The organism is Curtobacterium sp. DN_7.5 (assembly GCF_022655355.1).
Taxonomy (GTDB): Bacteria; Actinomycetota; Actinomycetes; order Actinomycetales; family Microbacteriaceae; genus Curtobacterium; species Curtobacterium luteum.
In genome coordinates this window covers 1,091,461-1,113,722 of the sequence record NZ_CP093378.1, presented here as the reverse complement: position 1 = coordinate 1,113,722, position 22,262 = coordinate 1,091,461, and the positions used below count along the sequence as shown (strand labels likewise).

The 22,262-nt window shown below is 73.0% G+C and carries 15 protein-coding genes and 1 tRNA gene; 6 read left to right on the top strand and 10 right to left on the bottom strand.

The window, feature by feature from the left end; all coding sequences use genetic code 11:
• The first annotated feature begins 18 nt into the window (after positions 1 to 18).
• Positions 19 to 291, top strand: coding sequence for a mycoredoxin (locus tag MON03_RS05230; protein ID WP_022902366.1), 273 nt, complete (start codon positions 19 to 21; stop codon positions 289 to 291).
• 116 nt (positions 292 to 407) lie between these two features.
• Here MON03_RS05230 and MON03_RS05225 read toward each other — a convergent pair whose 3' ends face one another.
• On the bottom strand, positions 408 to 2,543 hold the full coding sequence (locus MON03_RS05225; RefSeq protein ID WP_242090909.1) for a DEAD/DEAH box helicase: 2,136 nt from the start codon (positions 2,541 to 2,543) through the stop codon (positions 408 to 410).
• 451 nt (positions 2,544 to 2,994) lie between these two features.
• Positions 2,995 to 4,239 carry a phosphotransferase enzyme family protein gene (locus tag MON03_RS05220; protein ID WP_242090907.1) on the bottom strand — a complete coding sequence of 415 codons (1,245 nt, stop codon included), beginning with the start codon at positions 4,237 to 4,239 and terminating at the stop codon, positions 2,995 to 2,997.
• A gap of 80 nt (positions 4,240 to 4,319) precedes the next feature.
• On the opposite strand from MON03_RS05220, the gene MON03_RS05215 reads away from it, so the two are divergent.
• Entirely contained in the window at positions 4,320 to 5,351 is a 1,032-nt protein-coding gene (locus MON03_RS05215; RefSeq protein ID WP_242090905.1) for an FUSC family protein, read from the top strand.
• A gap of 233 nt (positions 5,352 to 5,584) precedes the next feature.
• On the opposite strand, the gene MON03_RS05210 is transcribed toward MON03_RS05215, so the two are convergent.
• Positions 5,585 to 5,914 (bottom strand): hypothetical protein, encoded by a 330-nt coding sequence (locus tag MON03_RS05210; RefSeq protein WP_022904146.1) that lies wholly within the window; start codon positions 5,912 to 5,914, stop codon positions 5,585 to 5,587.
• 205 nt (positions 5,915 to 6,119) lie between these two features.
• Between MON03_RS05210 and MON03_RS05205 the strand changes: the two genes are divergently transcribed.
• Together MON03_RS05205 and MON03_RS05200 are read left to right on the top strand one after the other, a co-directional pair.
• On the top strand, positions 6,120 to 6,797 hold the full coding sequence (locus MON03_RS05205) for a response regulator transcription factor (RefSeq protein ID WP_022904147.1): 678 nt from the start codon (positions 6,120 to 6,122) through the stop codon (positions 6,795 to 6,797).
• Entirely contained in the window at positions 6,794 to 8,329 is a 1,536-nt protein-coding gene (locus tag MON03_RS05200; protein WP_242090903.1) for a sensor histidine kinase, read from the top strand. The genes MON03_RS05205 and MON03_RS05200 overlap by 4 nt, the downstream gene beginning before the upstream one ends.
• Before the next feature lie 105 nt (positions 8,330 to 8,434).
• Here MON03_RS05200 and MON03_RS05195 read toward each other — a convergent pair whose 3' ends face one another.
• The 5 genes from MON03_RS05195 to MON03_RS05175 all read right to left on the bottom strand — a co-directional run bounded on the left by MON03_RS05195 (position 8,435) and on the right by MON03_RS05175 (position 16,911).
• Complete coding sequence (locus MON03_RS05195; RefSeq protein ID WP_242090901.1) at positions 8,435 to 11,863, bottom strand: error-prone DNA polymerase; 3,429 nt, start codon at positions 11,861 to 11,863, stop codon at positions 8,435 to 8,437.
• Between the two features lie 10 nt (positions 11,864 to 11,873).
• Positions 11,874 to 13,469: a DNA polymerase Y family protein gene (locus MON03_RS05190; protein WP_242090899.1), complete on the bottom strand. Its 1,596-nt coding sequence runs from the start codon at positions 13,467 to 13,469 to the stop codon at positions 11,874 to 11,876.
• A gap of 107 nt (positions 13,470 to 13,576) precedes the next feature.
• Positions 13,577 to 14,386 (bottom strand): DnaE2-dependent mutagenesis accessory factor ImuA', encoded by an 810-nt coding sequence (gene imuA', locus MON03_RS05185; RefSeq protein WP_242090897.1) that lies wholly within the window; start codon positions 14,384 to 14,386, stop codon positions 13,577 to 13,579.
• A gap of 99 nt (positions 14,387 to 14,485) precedes the next feature.
• Positions 14,486 to 15,994, bottom strand: a complete 1,509-nt coding sequence (locus MON03_RS05180; protein WP_242090895.1) for an anthranilate synthase component I family protein — start codon at positions 15,992 to 15,994, stop codon at positions 14,486 to 14,488.
• Positions 15,973 to 16,911 (bottom strand): aldose 1-epimerase family protein, encoded by a 939-nt coding sequence (locus tag MON03_RS05175; protein ID WP_175327355.1) that lies wholly within the window; start codon positions 16,909 to 16,911, stop codon positions 15,973 to 15,975. The genes MON03_RS05180 and MON03_RS05175 overlap by 22 nt, the downstream gene beginning before the upstream one ends.
• A 169-nt stretch (positions 16,912 to 17,080) precedes the next feature.
• On the opposite strand from MON03_RS05175, the gene MON03_RS05170 reads away from it, so the two are divergent.
• Complete coding sequence (locus tag MON03_RS05170) at positions 17,081 to 20,680, top strand: SdrD B-like domain-containing protein (RefSeq protein ID WP_242090893.1); 3,600 nt, start codon at positions 17,081 to 17,083, stop codon at positions 20,678 to 20,680.
• 146 nt (positions 20,681 to 20,826) lie between these two features.
• Entirely contained in the window at positions 20,827 to 21,486 is a 660-nt protein-coding gene (locus tag MON03_RS05165) for a GntR family transcriptional regulator (RefSeq protein WP_022904178.1), read from the top strand.
• 102 nt (positions 21,487 to 21,588) lie between these two features.
• Here the strand turns inward: MON03_RS05165 and MON03_RS05160 are convergent.
• Positions 21,589 to 21,661 (bottom strand) — tRNA-Ala (locus MON03_RS05160).
• 123 nt (positions 21,662 to 21,784) lie between these two features.
• On the bottom strand, positions 21,785 to 22,156 hold the full coding sequence (rsfS, locus tag MON03_RS05155; RefSeq protein ID WP_022904179.1) for a ribosome silencing factor: 372 nt from the start codon (positions 22,154 to 22,156) through the stop codon (positions 21,785 to 21,787).
• Positions 22,157 to 22,262 lie beyond the last annotated feature (106 nt).

Genomic DNA, 22,262 nt, shown 5'->3' with positions numbered 1-22,262 from the left:
CGGGGTTACCCTGAGCACATGAGCGAGACGATCACCCGCGACGCGTTCGTGCCCGAGGCCGGCGGCGTCACGATGTTCACGACGAGCTGGTGCGGCTACTGCGCCCGGCTGAAGAACCAGATGACGAAGGCCGGTGTGCCCTTCCGCGAGGTCGACATCGAGCAGACGCCGGGCACGGCAGAGCTGGTCGCCGAGGTCAACGGCGGCAACCAGACCGTCCCGACGCTCGTGTTCCCGGACGGCAGCACGGCGACGAACCCCTCTCTCGCCGAGGTGCAGTCGCGCGTCTGACCGCTGCTCGCCCGCACGGCGAGCCACGCACAACCAAAGCCCGCCGGAACCACGGACAACCGTGGTTCCGGCGGGCTTTGGTTGTGCGAACGCAGAACGCGCCACGCGCTCCCGCGCTACCGCGCCCCGCGCTCCAGCGCCTCGGTGAGCAGCGCCGCCATCGCGTCGAGCTGGATGTCGCCCGAGTCGACGATCTCCTCGTCCGAGCCGTCGAGCGCCCGGGCGGCCAGCGAGGCCTTCGAGTCGATGAGGTCCGCGATCTTGGTGTCGATCGTCTGCGCCGCGATGATGCGCCACGCGGTGACGGGCTCCTCCTGGCCGATGCGGTGCACCCGGTCGATCGCCTGGGTCTGCTCGGCGCTCGTCCACGACAGCTCCGCGAGGACGACGTTGGACGCCACCTGCAGGTTGAGGCCGACGCCGGCCGCGGTGAGCGAGCAGACGATGACGGCCACGTCGGGGTCGTTCACGAACGAGTCGATCTCGGCGGTGCGCTGCGACGGCGTCTGGTCGCCGCGGATCGTCGCCGTCCGCAGGCCGCGTCGGGCGAAGACCTCCTCCGCCTGGTCCATCACGTCGAGGTGCTTCGCGAAGAACACGACCTTGCCGACGTTCGACGCCAGCTGCGCCGCGTAGTCCGCCGCGAGCTGTGCCTTGGCGCGGCCAATGCGCCGGACCATCGAGAACACGTTCTCCCCGGTCGACGAGGCGTCCTGGTCCTCGAGCTCCCACCGCGCGACCTGACGGACGAGCTTGTGGTCGATGCCGACGACCGGGTCCTGGCCGGTGCGGGCGTCGAGCGCCTGGTGGTAGCGGCGGACGAGCTTCGCGGTGAGCTCCCGCTCGGCGTCGCGGATGGACCGGCCCTCTTCGCCGTCGAGCTCCACCGGGATGTCGGCGATGCGACGGGCGGGGATGTCCGCCGCGACATCGACCTTGCGGCGCCGGACGATGCCGAGGTCGATCACGGCCTTGCGCGCCTCCGTGAAGAACCCGGGGTCGGCCGGCGTGAGCCCGATCTCCTCGAGCTCGTTCATGAGCTTCGCACGCGGCTTCTTGTCGTCGATCCAGCCGAGGTACTCCCAGATGGTGCGGAAGTCCTCGACGGAGTTGATCAGCGGGGTCCCGGTGAGCGCCATGAGCAGCGGGTGCGCCGTGCGCTGCCGGATCTTCTCGGCGAGCTGCAGCACGAACCGCGATCGCTGCGAGTCCTTGTTCTTGATGAAGTGCGCCTCGTCGACGACCATGCCCTTGAACCCGAACGACCCGAGCCACCCGGCGTGCCGGTCGAGGATCTCGTAGTTCACGATGACGATGTCGGCGAACCCGTCGAGGTCGTCGCCGTCGCCGTGGATCACGGTCGCCGTCCGGCTCGGGACCCAGCGGGCAGCCTCGCGTGCCCAGTTCGTCTTGACGACGTTCGGGACCACGACGAGCAGCGGGAAGGCTTTCGCGGCCTCGGCGGCGAGGAGCGACTGCGCCGTCTTGCCGAGACCCGGCTCGTCGGCGAGCAGGAACGTGCGGTGCCCCTGCGCCGCGGCGGCGACGAGCTCCGCCTGGTGCTTCATCAGGGTCGTGCCGGACTTCGAGTGCAGCGTCGACGGCTCCGGCAGCGGCATCGTCGCCGCGCCCCCGCCCGCGCCGTACTCGAACGACTTGAACAGCGGCCCGAACAGCTCCCAGTTCGCCAGCCGACGCGGGTGCGCGACGGGCTGGTCCGCGAGGGCGAAGTCGGGTGCGAGGAACGGGTTCGCGAGCTGCCGCTGCACGACCGCCTGCGGGACGACCGACCGGACCGGTGCCTCGACCGTCGGGGACGGCTCGGCCGCGATGACGAGGTCCTCGGGCTGCAGTTCCATCCCGCCGGCGATCATCATGTCGCGCTTCACCGTGCGGGTGGCCTCGCTGACCGACGCTTCCTCGGTCAGGAGCTGGATGACGCTCGTGTCACGGGCCGCGGTCTTCGCGAGGATGGTCGCGACGCCGTCGAGCCGCTTGAGCTGCTCGGCGCGCTGCGCGTCGGTGAGCTCCGTGTCGGCCTTCACCCGCGCACGCTCCTCGCGCATCAGCAGGGCGACCGCCTGGAACTTGGACCGGTTCGATGCCTTGAGCGGTCCGCGTTGCGCCGCCGCCTCGACCTCGCGCACGGCGCGGGCGAGGACGGGGATGACGCCGTCGTTGTCGAGCGGCCTGGTACGGCGTGACGCGGTCCGCGTCCCGCCGGCTGCACGCCGGGTGCCTGATCGAGCCAACGCTCCTCCTGTTCCGCCCGTTCGTCACGGGCGAGCCGCCATCGGCGGAAGTCTCCGGCCGGGTCCAGGTGGGCCCGGCGCATCGCGGGCCACCGTGGCCCGTCGTCCGCCGCTCCCCCGCCGCCACGCTTCCGGAGCGTCCGCGGTCGGTTCCACGCGGGTGCCCCCGGCCGCCTCGTGGCGACCGTACGACGGCCCGCGCCGGGATCCGGCGCCGTCACACGCACGTGACGCCCCCTCGGGGCGGTCACGGATCCGGCACCCGCGTCCACCAAGCGGCGGACCGGTCCCGTCTGGATGCGACGGGACGCGCGAGCACGCGGTACGTGCGCGCTCAGTTTACTCCCCGACCACCGACGGAGGCGAGTCAGCGCCGCCCGCGCGCGTCGTGCCTCCAGTCCGGACCGTCACGACCCGGCCTGGAGGCACGGTGCGCGCCGGTCGGACAGCGTCAGACCCGCGGTGCGGAGCGCGGTCGGACCACGCCGTCGGCCGGCGCGACCGGCGTCGACTCGGCGAGCGCGACGCGCGTCGCCGCGAGGAGCTGCTCGGCGGTCGCGATGCCGGTCCCGGAGCCGGTGGTCGCCTGACCGCCCGCGTGCGCGAGCAACTGCGCGCCGATCGCCGGGCCGATCCGGTCGGCCCCGCCCGGGTTCCGCGCCACCCAGTCACGGGCGATCGCGTCGGCGAGCCGTTCCGCGGCCGCGCCGCGCTCCGCGTCGCCACGGGACCGGTGCCAGAGTCCGGTGACCACGAGGTGGGCGACCACGGCGCCGACGTCGCGGACCGGGTACCCCCAGCCGGCGGTGTCGATGTCGAGCAGCCCCGAGATCCGCCACGGCTCGTCCTCGTCGACGAAGACCTGCTCGAGGTGCAGGTCCCCGTGCACGACCTGCTTCGTCGCGCTCGCCCACCCGATCGACCGTCGGCCGATCGCGTCGTAGAGGCGGTCGATCTCCTCCGCGTCCTGCGGCAGCGCTGCGACGAGGGTCCGACGGTGCCAGTCGGCGTGGTCCATGGCGTCGGCCCGGGCCTGCTGGGTCATCGGCACCGTGGCGATCCGGCCGGACAGGGCGGCCAAGGACGCGACGAAGCGCGGGTCGTCGGCGATGTCGAGGATGCGGCTGCCCGCGGGCACGCCGCGGATGCGCTCGAGGACGAGGAGGCCGTCGCCGCGGCTGGACAGCACCCGTGGGACGGGCAGCCCGGCCGCGACGAACTGCTCGTGCGACCGGACGATCGGCGCGACCCGGTGCGGCCGCACGATCTTGAGGAACACCGTGCCCTCGGGCGCGTCCACCCGGACGACGGCCCGCTTGCCCGGGCGGTAGGCGGCGACCGTCAGCGTCGGGTCCGTGACCGGCATGCCGAGTGTCGTCAGGAGCTCGGCGACGGCATCCCGGTACGTCACCTGCGGCAGGACCGGCAGCCCGGGGTCGTTCGGGTAGGCCCAAACGGAGACCGGCTCCCCCGTGGACGGGTCCGTGACGATCGCGCTGTTCTGGTCGTGCGCACCGCCGGTGTCGACGTACGTGAGCACGGTCGCCCGCTGTCCGCTCCGGTCGACCGTGTCGACCTCGTACCCGTAGAGGTAACCGTTGCCGGACGGCTCGACGGAGTGGGCGCGCGCGGCCACGACGGAGGTCCCGGAGCCGGCGAAGGCCTGCGGGATGACGCGTTCGTGGTTGGGCCACACGGGATCAGTCAACCGTGTCCCCGCGGATTCGTCGCGTTCGTGCACGGCTCGGCGTGCGGCTCGTGGCTACCGTGGGCGTCGTGAACCCGGTCGCGAGGCTCCGCAGCTCCAGCCGCACCCCCTTCCTGCAGGTCGTGAAGACCGCGGTCGCGGTGGTGGCCGCGGTGCTGCTCTGCCGGCTGCTCATCCAGGGACCGTTCCCGACGTTCGCCGCCATCGCCGCGCTCCTCGTCGTCCAGCCGAGCATCAACCAGTCGTTCGTGAAGGGCCTCGAGCGGAGCGCCGGCGTCGTCATCGGGGTCGTCCTCGCCACCGCCGTGCACCTGCTGCTCGGCGACAGCGTGTGGGTGGTGCTCCTCGTCGTGGTGCTGGCCATCCTCATCGCCTGGGCGCTCCGCCTGACCCCGACGTCCGCGACCCAGGTCGGCATCAGCGGCATGCTCGTGCTCACCGCCGGGGTCGTGACGCCCAACTACTCGGCCGACCGCATCCTCGAGACCGTCGTCGGGGCCGTCGTCGCCCTCGCGGTGAACGCGGCCCTCGTGCCGCCGGTGCTGCTCGAGCCGGCGCACCTCGCCGTCGCCCGACTGGCTCGGGACACCGCCGTCGCGTTCGAGCGGATCGCGGTCGGACTGACCGAGGGCTGGGACCACGACCGGTGGCACGGCGCCCTGCTGCAGGCGCGGGCCCTGCGGTCGCAACACCTGCGTGCCGAGGCGTCGATCACCGCCGCGCAGGAGTCCCTCACGATGAACCCGCGGCGGAGTCGGCACCGGGACGTCCTCGACCGGGACGCCGCGGTCGCCGAGCACCTGCGGGTCCTCGTGACCCGTGTCACCGGCATGACCCGGGCGATCCGGGACAACACCGGCCCCGACCTCCGGGCGGACCCGGTCGTCGGGCGGATCGCCACCGAGGTCGCTCGGATCGGGGCGGACGTCCGGGCGTTGAGCCAGCGCGTCGAGGCGAGCGAGCTGCCGGTCGTGGAGGAGCCCGCGCTGACGGCCCCGCTCGAGGTGCTCCGGCCGAACTCGCAGCACTGGATCCTCATCGGGGCGTTGCTCGAGGACATCCGGCGTGTGCGCGAGGAGTTGCTCGGCGAGGACGACTGAGCGCGCGCTGCTGCGGCTGCGCCGTCGCGCGCCGCGCGCCGCGCCGCGCGCCGCGCCGCGCCGCGCGCCGCGCGCCGCGCGCCGCGCGCCCGAGTCTCGCGCGCAGCGACGTTGCTCGGGCCCTGGCGCGCGGGATCTGTCGCGCACCCCGAGTCTCGGCTCCGCGGACACCGTGCGGGCCCCGAACCGCGAGGGATGTGCGTCCTGCCGGCACTCGGGCGCGCCCGACCCCGTCAGCGTCGGGCGACGGCGGCCTCGGCGGCCGTGTGCACGATGTCGTCCCAGAGCTCGGTCGACGGCACGACCGTCCCGGCCTGACGGACCTCGGCCCGGACGACCTCGGCCTCCGCGAACCGACTGATCTCCGCGACCGCCGCCTCGGAGCCGGCCTCGAGCGCGGCACGACTGGCCACGTCCGGCACGGCTGCGCGCAGCTCGGCGACGACCCGACCGCGCGCATCGTCCGCGAGGCCGCCGAGCGTGCAGATGCTCTTCCACGCGGCGTCGAGTTCGACTCGGAGTCGGACGATCGCCGGGTGGTCCGACATCTCGGTCATGGTCATGGTGGTGCCCCCAGTGCGGACCCTGCGTCGGGCACGCCAGGTCCGGTCGCAGCCTACCAAGGACCAGAGCACTGCTCACGTCCCTCGAACGCGGGACAGACCGTTCTACTCGGACACCGTGCTGTGACGAGATTCAGCCCGATCGGCCCGGGGAGCGCCCGCGCGTACAGGTTCGGTGCCACGATGGACCTCGAGGAGGTCCACTATGCGGTTGTTGGTGGTCGAGGACGACGACGAGATGCGCGCCCTCATGGAACGTGGTCTCGCTGCCGAGGGGTACCGCGTGACCGCGGTCGAGAACGGTGTCGAGGCGCTCATCGCGCTCGGGGAGCAGTCGTTCGACCTGGCGGTCGTCGACGTCATGATGCCGGGCATGTCCGGCTTCGAACTCGCCCGACGCATCCGCGAACGCGAGGACCCCGTGCGGATCCTCCTCGTGACCGCACGTGACGCCGTCGACGATCGCGTGTTCGGTCTCGACGCGGGCGCGGACGACTACCTCACGAAGCCCTTCGCCTTCGCCGAACTCACCGCGCGACTCCGCGCGCTGGGACGTCGGGAGAGCGCTGGCGCACCGCGGACCATCGAGGTCGGCGACGTCGCCATCGACTCCGAGGCCCGCCGGGTCGCGATCAAGGGCCAGCGCGTGGCGATGAGCCCGACCGAGTTCGCGCTGCTGCGGCTGCTCGCCCGGTCCGTCGGCACCGTCGTGGACCGTCCGAAGATCCTCGAGGAGGTCTGGGACGGTTCGCAGCACGTCGACCCGAACGTGGTGGAGCAGTACATCTCGTACCTCCGGAAGAAGCTGACCGCGCACGAGGCCACCGTGGCGATCTCGACGGTCCGCGGTCGCGGCTACCGTCTCGACCTCGTCGGGGCGTGAGCACCACCACCCCGGACGGACGGTCGGACGACCCGACCGGACACCGGGGCCTCGCGCGCCCGCTGCGGCTGCTCTCGCTCCGCGCGCGGATCACGATCGGCTCGACCGCGATCGCGGCGGTCGTCATCGTCCTGCTGGTGCTCGTGATGCGCTTCCAGGTCGTCAGCGTCGTCGCGAACGCGACACACACCCTGCTCGACGCCGACGCCGACCCGTACGTGGCGACGCTCGAGGTCGACAGCGACCCGGACCTCTCCCAGCCCGGCAACGCACAGCTCGTCGCGGTGGTGTCGCCCTCCGGGGACATCGTGCTGTCGACAATGCCCGGGCGGCTCGAGCGGGCGCTCGGCAGCCTCACCGAGGAGCAGGCCGGCACCCGGGTCATCGACGTCGCGAACTCGCAGTACCGGATCGTCGTGGAGCACCCGATCAACCGCGCGGGACGCTGGACGGTCGTCGCGGCCCGGAACTCGCAGGCGGAGGCGCTCGTCGTCGACGACCTCACCACGACCCTGTCGCTCACGGGTCTCGCGATCCTGATCGCCTTCGGGGTGGCGTCGTGGGTGCTCGCCACGACCGCGCTCCGTCCGGTGAACCGGATGCGCCGCGAGGCCGAACGGCTGTCCGTGGCACCCGAACGTGCGGAGCTGCCCGTCGGCCCGGCCCAGGACGAGCTGGCCTCGCTCGCCACGACCCTCAACGCGTTCCTCGCCCGCACCCGCCAGGCCACCGAACGGGAACGCCAGATGGTCAGCGATGCGAGCCACGAGCTCCGGACACCGCTCGCGATCCTGACGACCCAGCTCGACCTCGCCTCACTGGACGGCGACGACGCCGTGGCGCTGGCGGCGCACATCGAGCGGGCGAAGCACAGCGTCGCCCGGTTGTCCCGTCTCGCCAACGACCTGCTCGCACTCTCGCGCATCGAGGAGTCGGAGCGCCGCGAGCAGGACGGCGCCGAGCAGCCGACGACCGGGTGGTCGGACCTCGGTGACGAGGTCATGGCCGCCGTGGACCGCGTCCGGCTGATCGCCTCGGCGAAGGACATCACCGTCGACTTCGACCTGGAGTCCCCGGTCGCCGTGGGGGGTTCGGGTCCGGGGATCGGCGGCGGGACCGTCGAGCCGCGGTACCGGCTCGACACCGGCGGGATGGCACAGCTCGTGACGAACATCGCCGGCAACGCCGTGGCGGCGCTCCCCCGCGGCGGTGGGATCTTCGTGTCGTGGCGGAGCGCCGAGGGCGAGGGCGTCCTGCAGATCACCGACGACGGCCCGGGCGTTCCGGAGTCGTTCATCCCGGTGGCGTTCGACCGCTTCACGCGACCGGACGAGGCGCGGAAGTCGCGCCCGAACCCGGACCCGGCCACCGGGGCGATCGCGATGCCCGGGGGTTCGGGGCTGGGACTCGCCATCGTGCGCGCGATCGCGGAACGGGCCGGAGGCACGGCCTCGCTCCGCAACGTCCGGTCCGGCGGGCTCGAGGTCACGGTCCGGATCCCCACGGCCGACGGGCACCACTCGGCCCAGTAGCGGGGTCTGCGCCGCTCGTCCCACGAGCTGGGGCTGCGCTCATCATCCCAGGAGCGCGGTCTGCGACCGTCCCAGGGCGCCGGCGCGCGGTCGTGACGCCGCCGGTCACTGGAAGTCCCGCGACCTCGTCCGGACCGCCAGGGGCAGGTGCTCCATCCGGTCCGCCACCACGTTGACCACGCCCTCGGCCGACCGCTCGAGGATGCCCCGCACGATCACCGCCGGCGACTCCCGGGCCGTGCGCCGGTACCGCCCCCACACCCCGACACTGCAGATCACGTTGACGAGCCCCGTCTCGTCCTCGACGTTCATGAACGTGATGCCCGAGGCCGTCGCCGGGCGCTGCCGGTGGGTGACGATCCCGCCGACCTCGATCCGTCGCCCGTTCTCCGCCGTCATCGTGTCCGCGACGCTGAGCACCCCCCGTCGCTCCAGCACCGGCCTGACGTGCCGGACGGGGTGGTCATCGGTCGTCATCCCCGTCGACCACATGTCCGCGATGAGGACGTCCCCGCTCGTCATCTGTCCGAACAGCGGCGGCTGCACGACCACCTGGGTGCCGGGCAACTGGTCAGGACGCTCCCCCGCGGCCCGGCCCGCCGACCAGATGCCGCTCCGGCGGTCCTCGCCGAGGGAGGCGAAGGCGTCCGCTGCGGCGAGCGCCTCGAGCTGCGCCGTCGTCAGACCGACCCGACGGGCGAGGTCGGACATGTCCGTGAACGGCCCGTTCGCCCGCCGTTCGGCGACGATGCGCTCGGCGCTGCGGCGGCCGAGGGAGGTCACCTCGGCCAGCCCGAGTCGTACGGCGAAGGCACCGTCACGACGGTGGCCGGCGGTGTCGTCCGGGGCCGAGCGGTCGAACGGCGGCACCGCGGGCTGCTCGTCGGCCAGGCAGCCGTCGTCACCCGTGGTCACCGGACCGTCGGCCCCGTCGGTGTCGTCGAGCGGCTCCATCGAGGCGTCGACCTCCGACCGCAGGATGTCCGGCCGGAGCACCCGCACACCGTGCCGCCGGGCGTCCGCCACCAGGGTCTGCGGGGAGTAGAAGCCCATCGGTTGGGCGCGGAGCAGCGCCGCGAGGAACACCCCGGGGTAGTGCAGCCGCATCCAGGCGCTGGCGTAGACGATGAGGGCGAAGCTGATCGAGTGGCTCTCGGCGAAGCCGAAGTTCGCGAAGGCCTGGATCTTGGCGTAGATGGCGTCGGCGTCGGCTCCGTGGATGTCGTTCCGCGCCATGCCCTCGTAGAGCTTCTCGCGCAGCCGTTCGATCTTCTCGTGCCCGCGTTTCGACCCCATCGCCCGTCGGAGCAGGTCGGCGTCGTCGCCGGTGCACCCGCCGACGACCACCGCCATCTGCATGAGCTGCTCCTGGAACAGCGGGACGCCCTTGGTGCGCGCGAGCACGGGTTCGAGCAGCGGGTGCGGGTAGGTGATCTGCTCGGCGCCGGTCCGGCGTCGGATGTACGGGTGCACGGCCCCGCCCTGGATCGGCCCCGGACGCACGAGCGCGACCGCGATGACGAGGTCGTAGAACTCGCGGGGCAGCAGCCGCGGCAGCGACCCCATCTGCGCGCGGGACTCGACCTGGAACACCCCGATCGTGTCGGCCCGGCAGAGCTGGTCGTAGACGCCGGGTTCCTCCTTCGGGATGGTGTGCATGTCCCACCGCTCCCCGCAGTGCTCCGCGGCGAGGTCGAACGCGTACTGCAGCGCCGCGAGCATGCCGAGGCCGAGCATGTCGAACTTGACGAGCCCCATGTAGGCGCAGTCGTCCTTGTCCCACTGGAGCACGGTGCGGCCGTCCATCCGGGCGTGCTCGATCGGCACGACCTCGCCGACCGGCCGGTCCGTGAGCACCATGCCGCCCGAGTGGATGCCGAGGTGCCGGGGGAACCCGAGCACCTGCTGCGCCATGTCGACCACGGGGGCGGGGATGTCGTGGTCCTGGCTCTCGGTCACCGATCCCCACCGTTCCACCTGCTTCGACCAGGCGTCCTGCTGCCCGGGGCTGTGCCCGAACGCCTTCGCGATGTCCCGCACGGCGCCCTTCGGCCGGTAGGTGATGACGTTCGCGACCTGGGCGGCGTTGAACCGACCGTACTTCTCGTAGACGTACTGGATGACCTCTTCGCGGCGGTCCGAGTCGAAGTCGACGTCGATGTCGGGCTCCTCGTCGCGCAGTGCCGACAGGAACCGCTCGAACGGCAGCCCGTACCGGATCGAGTCGACGGCGGTGATCTCGAGCAGGTAGCAGACCGCGGAGTTCGCGGCCGAACCACGGCCCTGGCAGAGGATCCCCCGCTGCCGGGCGAACTGCACCATGTCACGCACGATGAGGAAGTACCCGGGGAAGTCCTTGTCCTCGATGACGGCGAGTTCGCGCTCGATGCGCGTCCGCTTCGCCGGGTCGACCCCGTCGTCGCTGCCCGGGTAGAACCGGCGCGCACCCTCCCAGGTGAGCTCGCGGAGCCACGACATCGTGGTGTGTCCGTCGGGGACGTCGACCTTCGGCAGACCGGGACGTGCCGTCTTCAGCGAGAACCCGAGCTCGTCGGCGAGGGTCACGCTGTGCTCGACGGCGCCGGGCCACCGGGCGAACCGTCTGGCCATCTCGGCGCCCGAGCGCAGGTACGCCGTGTCGGCGGCCGGCAGCCAGCCGTCGATCTCGTCGAGGCTCCGCCGCGCCCGCACCGCCGCGAGCGCCGAGGCGACGGGGAAGCGGTCCGGGGTGGCGTAGTGCACGTTCCCCGTCGCCACCACCGGCAGCGCGTGCCGTGCAGCGAGCGTCGCGAGGACGTCGTTCCGGGCGCTGTCCGTCGGATCGCCCTGGTCGATGAGCTCCACGACCACGTTGTCGGTGCCGAACCGGTCGAGCAGGACCCGCAGGGCGGTCTCGGCCTCGGACTCGCCCCCGCGCTCGAGCGCCTGCCGGACGGCACCCTTGCGGCACCCGGTCAGCACCCGCCAGCGGCCGCCGGCACGGTCGGCGAGGTCGTCGAGGTCGTACCGCGGCCGCCCCTTCTCGGCGCCGTCGGCGAGGTGGGCGCTCGTGACCGCGCCGGCCAACCGGTGGTAGCCGTCCTGGCCGTCCGCGAGGAGCAGCAGGTGGGTGCCCTCGGGGTCGGGGACGCCGTTCTGCGGCTCGGTGAGACCGAGTGACAGCTCGGTGCCGTAGACGGTCGTGAGGCCCGGGTACGCTTCGGCGGCCTCGGCCATCCGGGCGACACCGTAGAAGCCGTCGTGGTCGGTCAGCGCGAGCCCGTGCAACCGGAGTCGGGCTGCCTCCTCGAAGAGCTGCTCGGGTGAGCTCGCACCGTCGAGGAAGCTGAAGGTCGAGTGCGCGTGCAGCTCGGCGTACGGCACGACCGGGCCCGAGTCGTCCGTGCGGAGGGCCGGTGGCACGTACTTCTCGCGCTTCCGCGACCACGCGGGGCTGTCGCCACCGTCGCCGTCGTGCGTGCTGCCCGGACTGCGACGGTCGGACAGCGCGCGTTCGAACTGCGACCACGGGATCGGGGGGTTGCTGTAGCCCATCAGGTGCTCCTCACGTCGCCACGGCCTCGGCCCACCACCGGTGGTCGGCCAGCACGAGGTACCAGGCCCGTCCCCCGTCGTCGACGAGCTGGAGCCGGTGCAGGCGTCGGCCGCCGGACTCCCACCAACGGACGACGAGCGGCCACGGACCCGCCCACGCGGTCACCGCTCCGAACCGACCGCCGCGCTCGCCCTCGGCCCGGAACCGCTCGGGTTCGCCGGTGAGCACGCCGCGGGCGTCGACGTCGACGACGACCCCGGCGGCGGTCTCGACGTCGACCGGTCGCGGCCGCTCGAGCACGGTGGCGGGCGGTGGGCCGGGCAGCTTGCCGGGCCACGGGCGGTCGCGGACGGTCGCCAGTGCCCGCTCGCCACCGGCGGGGGCGTCACCCCACGGGACGAGCACGACACGCTCGGCCAGCGTGCGACCGCCACCGATCCGCGGGGTCACGACGCCGTCGTGCCCGACGAGCCCCTGCACCCGTGCGAGGCCGTGGTGGACCCGTTCGTCCGGCCCGGACCCCCAGAGCCCGCGCTCGTGGTTGGCGGTGTCGTCCACCGCGACGGGTTCGAGCACGACCTGGACGACCGGCGCTTCGAGCCCCGTGGGGTCGACCCCGCCCGCGAGCTGCCACCGGACACGGTCGACGACGTCGCCGGCGTCGAACCACCGCGGGTGCACCCACACCCGTTCGAGCAGGATGTCGCGTTCGTCGACGATGCCCACCCGGATGCTCGTGGCCACGAGCCCGGCCACGCGGAGCCGCTCCGCGAAGTCGTCCGCCGAGCGCCGGAACGCGAAGGCGACCTGGTCGGCGCGGTCGAGCGGCGGCTCGAACGACGCTTCGACCCGGAGCTCCGGCGGGACCTCGCGCGCAGCGATCTCGCGTGGGTCGCGGCCGCCGGCGAGCCGGTGCAGGAAGGCCCCCGCCTGTCCGAACCGGTCGCGGACCTGGTCGTCCCCGAGCGCGGCGAACCCCCCGAGGGTCGTGATGCCGAGCCGCCCGAGCAGCATCGCGAGGTCGGCGTCCCCGAGCACCCCGAGCGGGAGGTCGGCGAGGAACGGCGCCGATCCGCCGACGGGGACGATCCGCGCTCGCTCCCCCGGGCGCACCGGTCGTGCCCGGGCGGCCTGCTCGGCGGCGAACGGGGTGTCCGCGACGCCGACCCGGACACCGGGGGCGCCGTGGTCGGCGGCGATGCCCGCGAGCGTGGCGGCCGCGGCCCGTTCGCCGCCGTAGTAGCGCGCCGGACCACGTGACCGCAGTGCGAGCGTGCCGGGACGGAGGACCTCGACCCCGGGCACCGCCGCCTCGACCGCGCGGATGACGGGTTCGAAGGCGCGGTGGTCGAGGGCTTCGTCGTAGGGCTGCACGACGAGTCCGGGGCACCGGGCCTGGGCCTCGCGCAGCCGGAGCCCCCGGGCGACCCCGTGCTGGCGGGCGCTCGCGGAGCAGGCGAAGACCTGCCCCTTGACGATGACGGCGAACGGCTGCTCCGGGGGTTCCCCGGCCGCCCGGGCGGCGGCGACCACCGGCCAGTCCGGGCACCAGAGGACGATCGAGCGTGTCGGCGGCGCCTCGGCCACCGCACCGCTGCGCAGCACCGGGGCGCTCCCACCGCGCAGCGCCGCCCCCGCGACGGGTGCTCCGCCGCGGGCAGCCCCGACCCGAGGGGCCGCACCGCGGGACGCGCCGGCCCGACCGCGCGGGCTCACGACGCCACCGCCACCGGTCGGAGCACCGGACGCGACGCCGTCGCCGGCTCCACGGGACGGACCGCGCCGTCGGCCGCGGGCAGCAGGAGTTCGGCGCTCACCGGCCGGACCGCTCCGGCACGACCGGTCGCCGTGACCGTCGCCCGGCGTTCGGCGAGGTAGCCGTGCCCGTGGCCGATGCCGCCCCACTCGGAGGCGGTGACCTGCAGCGAGACGTCGGCCCCGGGCCAGGACCCGAGCGCGACGAGGGCTCCCCCGCGCTGCCGGAGCCGGGCGGAGAGTCGCGACACGTCCCCGGGCACCACGCGACCCAGCGGTCGCGTCAGCACGATCTGTGCGACGTCGACGAGGGCGGCCGTCACCGTCAGCCACTGGTCGCCCGGGTCCGGTACGAGCACCAGGCGCTCGAGGTCGATCCCCGCGGCGGCGGCGGCTTCGACCCCGAAGGACGGCACCCCGACCACGGCGCACCACGCGCCCTCGGCCGAGGCGGCCTGCAGCATGGTCATCGCCAGCAGCACCGAGTCCTGCACGGCGTAGGTGCCCCCGACCCGGATCGCCCCACCGGGGAGCAGGGGCGCGACCGCCGGTGCCGTGGGCAGCCCCACCACGGTGTCGACCCGGGTGGACTCCATCTCGGCGACGCGGGACCGCAGGCTCGTGATCCGTTCGAGTGCCGCACGGGCGTCCCCGAGGTGGTCGACGCGACGGACCGGGCGCACGGCCCCGCCCGCCCGGGGAGACTCCGCAGGAGCCCCGGGCGACGCGAGTGCCGCTGCCGACTGCATGCCCTCATATTCGAACATGTGTTCGATGATGTCAATCGGGTCCGACATCCTGTGGACAGCCTGCTCGAACGTGCGTTCGACACGCCGGGTCCGGTCGAGGACGTCAGCCGGACCAGCTCACCAGCGAGCGATCGCGCCCACGCCTCCGAGCACCGACCGGGTCTTCGTCTCGACCTCGTCCGCCTCGTCCGCGGGCACCGACGACCACGTCACGGCCCCGCCCGCGCCGAGCGTCCGCGACACCACACGCCCGTCCTCGTCGAGCACCGTCACCAGTGTGCGGATGACCACCGACAGGTCGACAGCACCGCTCGCCGAGAAGTACCCGACCGCCCCCGAGTAGACCCCGCGCGGCGCCGCCTCGAGCCGGTCCGCGATCGCCGTGGCGCTGCTCTTCGGCGCTCCCGTCATCGACCCGGGTGGGAAGGCCGCACGGACCGTCGCGGCACGCGAGGCACCGACCGGCAGCACCGCGGAGACCGTCGAGACGAGCTGGTGCACGCTCGCGTAGGTCTCCACCGCGCACAGCCGGTCGACGTGCACGGACCCCGGCACCGCGGTGCGCAGCAGGTCGTTCCGCAGCAGGTCGACGATCATCACGTTCTCGGCGCGGTCCTTCGCGCTCGTGGTGAGGTCCGCCCGCGCCGCCGCGTCCGCCTCCGGGTCCGCGACGCGCCGACGGGTGCCCTTGATCGGTTCCGCGGTGACCACGCCGTCCGCCGTGATCCGCAGGAACCGCTCCGGCGAACGGCTGGCCACGCGGAGCGCACCGAGGCGGAGGTACGCCCCGAACGGGACCGGGTCCGCGGCGCGCAACCGGAGGTACTCGGCGAGGTGGGCGTCCGTGCCGGGGGCGACCCCTGCCTCCAGGCCGGGTACCGCGAAGGCGGTGGTGAGGCAGACCTGGAAGGCGTTGCCCTCGCGGATCTCGCCGCGACACGCCTCGACTGCAGCCTCGTAGGCGGCGCGCGAGACGCGTCCTGCCGCGGCGACGGCCGGGAGGCCCGGGGGCGCCTCCGCCACGTCGGCACGCGTCGGCGGGACGGTCACCTCCTCGAGCCAGGCCCGGTTGGCCGCGCTGGCCGCGGGCTCCGCGTCCACGACGAGGGCGAGCGCCCACGCGCCGCCGTCCGGTCCCACCACCACCGCACGGTCGACGAACCGGAGGTCCGCGTCCGCGTGGCCGTCGGCGGTCCGGTCGGGCCCGCCCGACTCGCGTCCGAGCTCGTAGCCGAGGAATCCGACCCAGCCGAGGGCGAAGCCGCACCCCCGGACCGGTTCCGGGAGGCGGGGCGTCCGCGCGAGCAGGTCGTCGAGGACCGCGAACGCGGGAGCGTCCGAGCTCCGGTCCGACCCGAACCACGCCCGCGACGCCGCGGACACGTCGACCCGGGCCCGTCGCCGTTCGTGCCGGAGGCGGGCCGCGAAGGGACCGTCGGTGCAGGCCAGCACGGACCACGCCGCCCGGGCCCGCGCGGTGTCGGGGGTACCGTCGGGCAGCCCGGAGTCGAGCCAGACGACGTCCTCGGTGCCGTCGGCGAGTGCGGCGAGGTCCGGCGAGCCGGGGAGCCGCCGGACCTCGACGCGGGGTCGTTCGGCGTCGGTCAGACCGCTGCGATCGTCCATGCTGCGGTGTGTGCGGCACCCGGTTCGAGGACGACGAGTCCCCGGTCGGCGCCGGTGTTGAACGCGTCCGGCGCGCACGTCATCGGCTCGACGGCGAGGCCGGCGCGGTGGTACTCGGCCACGACGTGGTCGGCGGTGTGCACCTGGACCCAGCCGCACTCGGTGCCGAAGGTCACCCGGACGCCGTGGCCGTCGGCGGCGACCACGTCGATCGCCGCGGTGCCGTCCGCGTCGCGGTCGAAGCCGGTGAACGCGTGGTCGACGAAGCGCGGGCCGATGACGGTGGGCGCACGCAGGTCGAACTCGTCGTGCACGGGCACCAGGGCCGTCGGGATGAGCCGGTCCGGCGTGACCTCGAGGACCTCGGCGGCGGGCAGCGTCAGCGTCCAGTCGTCGACCGTGCCGGGGCCGGCGACGAGGTACGGGTGCGGGCCGGTCCCCCAGGGCGCACGCGCGGGTCCGGTGTTCCGACCGGTGACCGCGGTGTGCAGCCCCGTACCGTCGACGCGGTACTCGACCGTGACGACGACGCGGAACGGGTACCCGGCCTGCGCGGCGATCGTCGTGGTGAGGACCGCACGATCGGACTCGTGCGCCTCGACCGCGAAGTCGGTCCAGCCGACGAGCCCGTGCAGCGCGTGCTGGCGGGTCGGCTCGGTGAGCGCGAGCTCGTGGTCGGTGCCGTCGAAGGCGTACCGGCCGTCCACCACCCGGTTCGGCCACGGCGCGAGCACCGCGCCGCGGAACACCGGCCGGACCTCGTCGGCCGCGAAGGGGACCACGAGGTCCCGGCCGTCGTGGCGCAGCGAGCGGAGCGTGGCGCCCACCGTGGCGATCTCGGCGGTGTACCCGTCGGCGGCGATCGTCAGCTGCGATCCGGACAGCGGGGCACCCTCGCCCACGTGCTCAGCACTCATGTGCTCAGCGTACCGACCCTCGGGAGGCCGCCTGTTCCGCGTCGGGAGATCGACGGCAACGAGTCCGCAACGTCACGCGTCATGTTTTCACATGAGATATGTTGCGGATCAGCTCGACGCCGCGCTGGAACGGCGCGGGCGAGCTGTTCGATCCACAGATGGAGACCCCATGCGCACACGCACGCCCTTCCGGGCTGCCCTCGCGACGACCGCGTTCGCCGCCGTCGTCGCGAGCTCGCTCGTGTCCGGTTCGACCGCACTGGCAGGGCCTGAGCCCGACCCGGCGACGGCGACCGCCACGGCGACACCGACCGCGACGGCGGCACCGACCGCGACGGCGACGGCGACGGCTCGGCCGACGCCCCAGCCCACGCCCTCGCCCGCGCCCACTGCCGAGCGGTCGGAGCGGACTGCCCCGACCCCGGCCGCGGGCACCGCGTCCGCGGTCGCCCTGGCGGTCGAGGTCGCGAAGGACGGGAACGGTTCGTTCTCGCGGACCGACGAGCCCGGCGGCGACACGGGCGACGCGAACGGCATCGTCCGCACCCTCGACGCCATCACGTACCGCGTCACCGTCAGCAGCAACGACGGGGACAGCGAGAACGAGCGCTTCACCCTCACCGCTCCGACCGGAACGTCCTGGGCGACGCTCCCCCGCGCCTGCACCGGCGTCGGCAGCGGCATCAGCGGCCAGACCCTGACCTGCAACCTGGGCAGGGTCGCCGAAGGCCGGGCCATCGCCACACCGGTCGTGCTCGACGTCTCGGGCGACCTCAGGAACGGTGACAGCATCGCCGTCGACGCCACCGCGACCGCCGACAACGCCGCCAACGGCCCGGTCGAGGCCGCCTCGCCCACCACCACCGTCTCGGCCGCGGCCCGCTACAACCTCAGCAAGCGCACGCTGAACAGTGTCTTCAGCTCGGGCGTGGTCGGTCCGGACGGCACGACCGAGGGCATCCAGATCACCTACCCGATCACCGTCGACTGGCAGCCGCTCGAGCCGGGGCAGGGACTCCTCGGCTTCGAGAAGAGCGACGGCACCATGCGCTTCCGCGACGACCTCTCGCAGATCGCCGGGGACCTCCCGTCGGGCGCCGTGCTCTGGAGCCGACGAGGGGCGTGCCAGGTCCACGGCACTGCGGGTGGCAACACGTTCGCAGGTCTCCCCCGTGGGACGGGTGGCGGTGCGACCGGCGTCACCGACTCCGGTGAACTGACCTGTACGCAGGACGCGCCGGGTGGGGACGTCGACGTGACGTTCACCGGCGTCGTCACCGATCCCACGCACCTCCCGACGAAGGGCATCGACGGCGGCGCCCTCACCGCGCCGGACAGGGCGTACTTCGCCGTCGGAGTCATCAGCTTCTGGATGCCGAACCTGCCCGAGGGCGCCAGTGTCCTCTCGACCAACACCTTCACGCCGCTCGAGACCACGTCCGTCAGCGGCGCCGCCAACTTCGCGGGGAGCACCGAACCCCTCGCCGACAACTCCTCGACGCGGAACCTCGACAACATCGCGCGTGGCAGTGGGAGCAAGCAGGTCTTCCAGATCGACGCCGCTGGCGAGCAGGTGACCGGCTCGGCGAAGAAGGGCGACCCCTGGGTGGCCCCCGGCCAGGTGCTGCGCAGTCTGGTCTTCGGGAACAACACCACTGTCAGCAACCGCCGGTACACCGTCTGCGACACCTTCGACCGCAGCACCCAGACACTGACGAAGGTGGGCGGCGTCTACGCGTCCGCCTCCAACGCGAGCAACCTCTCCGTGCAGTACGCCGCGTTCGACATGACGAGTCCGATGGCCGGTCGCGACGCGACGTGCGACGACGAGGACGGCCCCTGGTACAGCACGCCCGCACAGGTGCCCGGTGGCCCCGCGGCGGTGGGAGCGGTCCGGGCCTCGGGGGACGTCCGGGGCGGGCAGAGCATCCTCCTGCAGACCCACACGCGGGTGCGAGCGGTGCCGGACGGCACCCGCGTCCACGACTTCGGCCACGTCAAGCTGGGCGCCGGGCCCTGGGTCCACGACCGCAACGACCCGACCGTCGGTGCCGGCGCCTACGCCGACAGCGTCCTCGTCACCGAGAACCTCGTGCGCGTCGGCAAGAAGATCGTCGACACGGGACACGACGCGACCGACACCCCGGACAAGACCACGATCGTGTCTGCTGGTGACACGGTGACCTACGCGCTCTACCCGTCGCTGAGCGACCGAGGCGTCAGCGACCGGAGAACGGACGTCACCGTCCAGGACGTCCTGCCCGTGAACACCTCGTACGTTCCCGGCAGCGCGTCCCGCTCGCCCGACCTGGACACCGTGGTCGCCGAGGACGGAACCACCCGTGAACGGCTGACCTGGACGGTCGAGGACGTCCTCCCGAACACCACGATCGACGCGATCACCTACGACGCGCGGGTCTCGAAGCTCACGCCGAGCGGGACGCTCACGAACGGGGTCGTGGTCTCGTCACCGTCCGACAGCTCGGGTGAGGAGGAACGTTCCGCGGAGCGGTCCGTGCGGGTCGTCTCGTCCGGCGGTGTCGCTGCCGAGAAGGCTGCCGTGCACCCCGTCGTCGTGACCGGCGACGACCTCGAGTGGACCCTCGGGTACACGAACGTCGACGCCACGCCGATCGAGGCCGCCGACCTCATCGACGTGCTCCCCTACCCCGGCGATGCGCGCGGGTCGGACTTCCACGGCACCGCGGTCCTCGCCGCCCCGGTGGACGTCGATGCCGCGAACGGTGAGACCGTCCGGTACACCGCTGCCGCCCCCGGCACGGTCTCGATCGACGGCAGCCACCCGTCGAACCAGGCCGGCGGCACGACCCGCTGGTGCTCCGCGAGCGAGTTCGGCACGGACGGCTGCCCCGCGGACCTGGCCGCGGCAACCGCGTTCCGTCTCCAGCGCAGCGAGCCGATCCCCGTCGGTGCGACCGTGGAACGCGCTGTCACGCTGCACACCGACGGGCAACGGCACGGCGACCGGTACGTGAACCGCTTCGGTCTCCGCGCCTCGAACCTGCCGCTGCCCGTGCAGTCGAACGCGGCCACCATCCGCGTCGTTGCGGGCTCCGTCGGCGACACCGTCTGGCTCGATGCGAACGGCAACGGCCTGCAGGACGACGAGCGGACGCTGCCCGGCGTCCGTGCCCGGCTCACCGGCACCGACGACCGCGGACAGGATGTCGACCGGACCACGACGACCGACACCGACGGAAGGTACGTCTTCGACGAACTCCGCCCCGGGGACTACACGGTGCGGTGGATCGCTCCGGACGGCGACCACTTCACTGCGGCGCGCGTCGGGGACGACCGGGACGCGGACTCCGATGCCGACGCCGACGGGGTCTCCGACTCCGTGCTGCTGACGAAGGAGGTCGACGACGAGGGCCGGTTCGACGGGGTGACCCGGACGACAGCGCTCGATGCAGGTCTCGTCGAGGACGACGCACCGGTGGACCCCACGGATCCGGGAGATCCCGCCGGTCCGGTCACGCCCGTCGACCCGGGGACGACGGAACCGCCGACCGACGCGTCCGGCGCACCGGAGCCGGACCCGGGCTCGACGCCAGACACCCACGCTCCCGTGCACGGGACGCCCCCGGTGGCGTCCGATGCCCGGGACCGACTCGCCTTCACCGGTACGGAGGGCGTCTCCGTCCTCGTGGCGACCGCGCTGCTGCTCCTGCTCGCGGGGTGCGCAGTGTCCACCGTCCGCCGCCGCGCTGCACGGGGCCGCGGAGGGGTACCGGGACCGCGGCGCTGATCACGCTCGGGACGGCGGCAGGTGGGACAGGAGGTCCCACCTGCCGCCGCCCCACACCGCGGAGCGCGCCGGAGCGGCCGCGGTCAGCGATGACATCTGCCCGCGCACACGGCAGACTGGTGGTACATCGTCATGAGGAGTATCTGATGCCAGTACCGCAGACCGCGCCAGCCGAGCGGACCCTGATCCGCGACCGGGTCGCCGACACGATCCGGAGTGCGATCCTCGACGGCACCCTCGAGGCCGGGGAACGACTCCACGACGACCAGCTGATCGCCTGGCTCGGCGCATCCCGCACCCCGATCCGTGAGGCACTCGCGCACCTCGCGGACGAGGGCCTGGTGGAGATGGCCGCGAACCGGTACACCCGCGTCGCGCTTCCCGACCCGGAAGAGGTCCTCGACGCGCTCCACACGCTCGGGATCCTCTTCGGCGGCATCATCCGTGTCACCGTCCCCGTCATGACCGACCGCGACGTCACGCGGACCGTCGTCCGACTCGACAGCGAGCTCGAACGTCTCCGCGAGGGCGGGACCGCCAGGGTCGTGCTCACCCTGGACGGCGCGTACAACGCATGGTTGCGCCTCTGCCCGAACCAGATCCTCGTCGACACCGTCAGCCGCGTGATCAGCGGATTGGCGTTCAAGCTCCGCGTCGACTCGGTCGGCGAGTTGATCCCGTCCGAACACCTCATCGAGCTCTACCCCGTCTTCCGCGATGCGATCATCGAGCGCGACCCCGTGGCCGCCGAGCTCGCGATCGAAGCCATCCACATGGTGGACCGGACGGCGAAGACGATCGACTGACCAACCAGGCCATGCCCCCCCCGAACACGAGCGCCGGGCCCGGAAACACGAAAACCCCGTTCCTCTTGCGAGGAACGGGGTTTTCGGCGGACGGTGCTTCGGTGGATCTGAGGGGACTCGAACCCCTGACCCCCTGCATGCCATGCAGGTGCGCTACCAGCTGCGCCACAGACCCGTTGGGTGTTGCTGACCCGTTCGGTGTTGCTTCGTGCCTTCGGTTCCCCGGAGGCACCATAGAAGCGTACACCATGCGAACGCCCGGCAACGAAATCGCGATCGATGCCCGGGCGCGTCGCACTCAGCCCTGCTCGACCGGCAGTTCCAGCGGGATCGTCGGGCAGTCAGCCCAGAGCCGCTCGAGCGAGTAGTACTGGCGGTCTTCCTCGTGGAAGACGTGCACGACGACATCACCGAAGTCGATGAGCACCCAGCGTCCCTCGGTCCGACCCTCACGGCGCAGCGGCTTCGCGCCGGCCTCGATCAGTCGTTCCTCGACCTCGTCGGCGATCGACAGGACGTTGCGCTCGTTCCGACCGGTGGCCAGGAGGAAAACGTCCGTCAGCTGGAGCGGCCCGGTCACGTCGAGAGCGACGAGGTCCTCGGCCTGCTTGGCGTCGGCCGCGGTCGCGGCGATCTGCACGAGTTCGAGTGCGCGTGAGGAGGCGGGCACGCAGGTCCTTCCGGTCGTCGCCCAGCGGGAGCCGGACTGTAGGGGTGCCGAGGTGATCGGCCCCTGCATCATAGGTCAGACGTCGGACACCGGCCAGCCGGCCCGG

Coding starts and splice junctions, on each gene's coding strand:
- MON03_RS05230 (WP_022902366.1), top strand. CDS start 19: ATGAGCGAGACGATCACCCGCGACGCGTTCGTGCCCGAGGCCGGCGGC.
- MON03_RS05210 (WP_022904146.1), bottom strand. CDS start 5,914: ATGACCATGACCGAGATGTCGGACCACCCGGCGATCGTCCGACTCCGA.
- MON03_RS05205 (WP_022904147.1), top strand. CDS start 6,120: ATGCGGTTGTTGGTGGTCGAGGACGACGACGAGATGCGCGCCCTCATG.
- MON03_RS05195 (WP_242090901.1), bottom strand. CDS start 11,863: ATGGGCTACAGCAACCCCCCGATCCCGTGGTCGCAGTTCGAACGCGCG.
- imuA' (WP_242090897.1), bottom strand. CDS start 14,386: ATGTTCGAATATGAGGGCATGCAGTCGGCAGCGGCACTCGCGTCGCCC.
- MON03_RS05180 (WP_242090895.1), bottom strand. CDS start 15,994: ATGGACGATCGCAGCGGTCTGACCGACGCCGAACGACCCCGCGTCGAG.
- MON03_RS05175 (WP_175327355.1), bottom strand. CDS start 16,911: ATGAGTGCTGAGCACGTGGGCGAGGGTGCCCCGCTGTCCGGATCGCAG.
- MON03_RS05170 (WP_242090893.1), top strand. CDS start 17,081: ATGCGCACACGCACGCCCTTCCGGGCTGCCCTCGCGACGACCGCGTTC.
- MON03_RS05165 (WP_022904178.1), top strand. CDS start 20,827: ATGCCAGTACCGCAGACCGCGCCAGCCGAGCGGACCCTGATCCGCGAC.